The following is a 359-nucleotide window of genomic DNA, read 5'->3' as shown; positions in this document are numbered from 1 at the left end:
ATAAAGCAGAAGCTACTATAGTTGTTGCGAATCCAATAGTTGCGACTGATGAAGACTTTAGCGCTACTCCATTAACCGTAGGAGATAGCAGTCTAAGTGTTATTGATATGAACGATACTTTGGATGGAAGTGGTCCAGTAACCGTTGGTACCTCCCCTGGTGATGTAACATTAACAGGTACTAATGTTCCTACAGGTCTAACATTTAATCCAGATGGTACAATTAGTGTTGATGCTGATACACCTTCAGGTACTTATGTAGTAGAATATGAGATTTGTGAGGTTGGAGCAAACCCAGCGAATTGTGATAAAGCAGAAGCTACTATAGTTGTAGCGAATCCAATAGTTGCGACTGATGAA

1 pseudogene is annotated in these 359 nt (G+C 40.1%); it reads left to right on the top strand.

Annotated features, from left to right (window positions below):
* Window positions 1-359, top strand: a pseudogene (locus tag KQA_RS20570) (hypothetical protein); the annotation flags it as partial.

It is taken from the genome of Aquimarina agarilytica ZC1 (genome assembly GCF_000255455.1).
Taxonomy (GTDB): domain Bacteria; phylum Bacteroidota; class Bacteroidia; order Flavobacteriales; family Flavobacteriaceae; genus Aquimarina; species Aquimarina agarilytica.
The sequence above is the reverse complement of the archived record's forward strand: the minus strand, read 5'-3'. Positions and strand labels throughout refer to the sequence as shown.